Source organism: Streptomyces sp. NPDC058674, from assembly GCF_042716505.1.
Lineage (GTDB): Bacteria > Actinomycetota > Actinomycetes > Streptomycetales > Streptomycetaceae > Streptomyces.
On the sequence record NZ_JBHXSC010000138.1, the window covers coordinates 1 to 2,997 of the forward strand.

General features: G+C 70.9%; 4 protein-coding genes and 1 pseudogene. 3 read left to right on the forward strand and 2 right to left on the reverse strand.

Annotation, left to right across the window (positions count from 1 at the left end):
* Both ACFWU6_RS33590 and ACFWU6_RS33595 read left to right on the forward strand, forming a co-directional pair.
* Positions 1 to 397 (forward strand): annotated as a pseudogene (locus tag ACFWU6_RS33590) (IS5 family transposase); the annotation flags it as partial.
* 208 nt (positions 398 to 605) lie between these two features.
* A complete protein-coding gene (locus ACFWU6_RS33595; protein ID WP_383812335.1) occupies positions 606 to 830 on the forward strand; it encodes a hypothetical protein in 225 nt (74 codons plus the stop codon).
* A gap of 289 nt (positions 831 to 1,119) precedes the next feature.
* Here the strand turns inward: ACFWU6_RS33595 and ACFWU6_RS33600 are convergent, their stop codons facing one another.
* Positions 1,120 to 1,269: a hypothetical protein gene (locus ACFWU6_RS33600; RefSeq protein ID WP_383985269.1), complete on the reverse strand. Its 150-nt coding sequence runs from the start codon at positions 1,267 to 1,269 to the stop codon at positions 1,120 to 1,122.
* Positions 1,270 to 1,388: 119 nt separating this feature from the next.
* Between ACFWU6_RS33600 and ACFWU6_RS33605 the strand changes: the two genes are divergently transcribed.
* A complete protein-coding gene (locus tag ACFWU6_RS33605) occupies positions 1,389 to 1,592 on the forward strand; it encodes a hypothetical protein (protein ID WP_383985272.1) in 204 nt (67 codons plus the stop codon).
* A 775-nt stretch (positions 1,593 to 2,367) separates the two neighbouring features.
* On the opposite strand, the gene ACFWU6_RS33610 is transcribed toward ACFWU6_RS33605, so the two are convergent.
* The coding region (locus tag ACFWU6_RS33610) for a transcriptional regulator (protein WP_383985275.1) at positions 2,368 to 2,997 on the reverse strand (630 nt) is incomplete at its 5' end.

Here is a 2,997-nt window from a genome sequence, read left to right on the forward strand (position 1 = left end):
CACCGAGCGGACCGGTCTGCCCCTGTCCGTGGCAATCTCGGGCGCCAACCTGCATGACAGCCAGGCCCTCGAGCCCCTCGTCCGCGGCATACCGCTCATCCGTTCCCGCCGCGGACGCCGACGACGCAAGCCCGGCAAGCTCCACGCGGACAAGGGCTACGACTACGCCCACCTGCGACGATGGTGACGCGGACGCCGCATCAAACACCGCATCGCCCGCAGGGGCATCGAGTCCTCACAACGGCTCGGCCGCTACAGATGGGTCGTCGAAAGGACCATGTCCTGGCTCGCCGGCTGCCGACGACTCCACCGCCGCTACGAACGCAAGGCCGAGCACTTCCTCGCCTTCACCAGCCTCGCCTGCACCCTCATCTGCTACCGGCGACTGGCCAAATGAGATGACCTCTAAGCATCGCGGTCGCCCGGGAAGCTTTGGCGGCTGCCCGGCGTATACGCCCCAAAGGTCGCCCGGCCGCCAAGGCCACGGGCGCCCGTCGTCGGCAAACGGGTACACCGCAGGCGCCTGGCGCGGCTGTGTCCGTGTGGTGGGGAAGCGATGGAGGTGATGCCGGGACCGGCCCGGCACGCCGTGAGAGAGGAACCGCGTGATGGAGCAGTCTGAGCTGGAGAGCAAGATTCAGACGCTGGAGACCAGCCTGGCCGTCCAGGAGGCGACCATGGCGGGGGCGCAGGCGACGCAGGCGGCGACGCAGGCGGGGATGACGTCGACGTTCGGTGCGACGCAGGCGGGGACGTGGTCGGTGATGGCCGTCGGCAGTGTCGCGCTGGTGGTGGGGATCTTCCTCGGTATGGCCATCGCCAGGGACTGACGCCGGTCCCGCCCTACCGGGAGCCACCGTCTTGCTCTGCGCCGCCCTCTGCCCGGCCTGATGGCCGGGCAGAGGGCGGCTCGCTGCGAGGCGCTGTTGGCCCAGCAGAGGTCACAGCCACCTTGCGCGGTGAGGACTTCCCCCAAACGGGCGGGAGAAGGCCGTGGTGGCGCCGGGATCACCCGGATGCCGAGCGGCGACCTGCGCAGGAGACGCGGCAAGCGGGGCCCGGACCGGCTGCGGAGCGAGGTCTCGCGGCGTGCGGCTGGCTTCTCCCCGGTGATGCGGGTCAGGAGCCGTTGCCGTCGTAGTTGTCCCGGCTGCCGGACTTAGCCAGCCCGCGGCTGAGCATGTAGCCGACGGTGAGGATCACGATGTACATCCATGCCTGGTCGGCGCGGAAGTAGTCGCGGTGGCCCTCTTCGGTGCCCACGAGCATGGACGCGACGACGTCGCGATTCGCAGCGGGCCTGGGACGCAGGCCCGGACGGACGGATGATCATCGACCGGATCTGCGGCCGCCTTCCTACCTTGCTACGCCCCGGGGGAGTGCTGCTCATGGTGCACTCGGGCCTGTGCGGAGCCGAGAAGACCGTCGCCCACTTGGCCCGCACGGGGTTCAGCGCAAACATCGAGGCAACGGCTTCCGTACCGTGGGGGCCGGTTCTGCGATCCCGCCGGGCCTGGCTGGAGAGGCAGGGCCTGGCCGGCGAGGCCGAGGAACACGAGGAACTCGTCCTGATCCGCGCACAGCATTCCTGACGGGTCCGGGTCTCCCCGGGGGCGGCCCGTTCCCGCTCCACGACCACTCCGGCTGTCGCGGCACCCGGGTAGCCGGCCCCGGCGGAAGCGGCTGTCCCTGCCCAGCGGCCGCCAGGGGGTTCTCGGCAGCCCCGGGTCTCGGCAGTGGCCGCCCGGTCCCGCTTCACCCCCTGCCGTCGATCCTGGCTCGGCGGGCCCGGTCCCGGCCGAGCCGGCGCTACCCGCCACAGCCGCGAGGGAGGGCGGGCATGAGGTCAGTTGACCGCGGGCCGGGCCTCGCGGGTGCTTTCGCGGTCCGCTACGGCGGGGCGGGGTGGATGGTGACGCAGCCAGGGGCCGCGAGCAGTGCGGTCGCCAACCTCGAGCTCGCGCTGGCCGGGGTGGGGACCGGGTCCCTCGCCCGGAACGCGCCGCCGGCACGCGGCCCGCGACGGCGCCAGAGCCACAGCCGTGTGCGTCCCGGGCGCGAGGCGTGGGACCGCTTGGGCATCGCCGGCACGGATGCGTGAATGTGTACGAATTTCGGGGTTGTATGCGAAGAATCCTGCAGAACAGTTGTTACTTGATCGACTGGCCCGGCCGGGTGATGCTCCGGGGTGGGCGCCTGGTGATGCTCCGGAGCGCTCCGATCCGGAGGGGCGGCTTCCGGCATGGATGGGTGTAGCGGTCAGTGAATGTCAGGAGCACGTTCAAGGGAGGTGTGGGCGGTGCGTTGATCACTTGAGGGTGCCATCGTTTGACGACAGGCAGGTCGCGATGAGACACGTCGGAACCTTCATTCGCCGGGGTAAGCCGTGTGGGTCTGGGACGTGGCGGTCCAGGAGGCTAGCAGTCGCAGGCCCTCCTCGGAGGCCGACCCGGGCTCGGCGGTGTAGATGGTGAGGGTGAGCCCGGGGGCGGCGGCCATCTCCAGGCCTTCGTAGGCGAGGGTGAGGTCGCCGACGGTGTGGTGGTGGAAGCGCTTGGTGCCGGTGCCGTGGTGGCGGACGTTGTGGGCGCCCCAGCGGGTGCGGAAGTCGTCGCTGCGGGTGGACAGCTCGCCGACGAGGTCGTGCAGGCCCTTGTCATGGGGATTGCGCCCGGCTTCGGTCCGCATAATGGCCACCGCGACGTCGGCGGCCTGCTCCCGGTCGGGGTAGAAGCGGCGGGAGGCGGGGTCGAGGAACTGGAATCGGGCGAGGTTCGCTTGGTTGCCGGCCGCCGCGTAGACGTCGTCGTAGAAGGCGCGGGCGAGACCGTTGGCGGCCAGGAGGTCCATGCGGCCGTTGCGGACGAAGGCGGGCCCGGCGGTGACGGCGTCCAGGATCCATTGCAGGCTGCGGTGCGCCTTCCACTGCGTGCTGCGGCGCCTCGGGCGGGTGAGGGCGTCGGAGCCGTCGGCGGTGTGGGCGAGATTGAGCAGGTG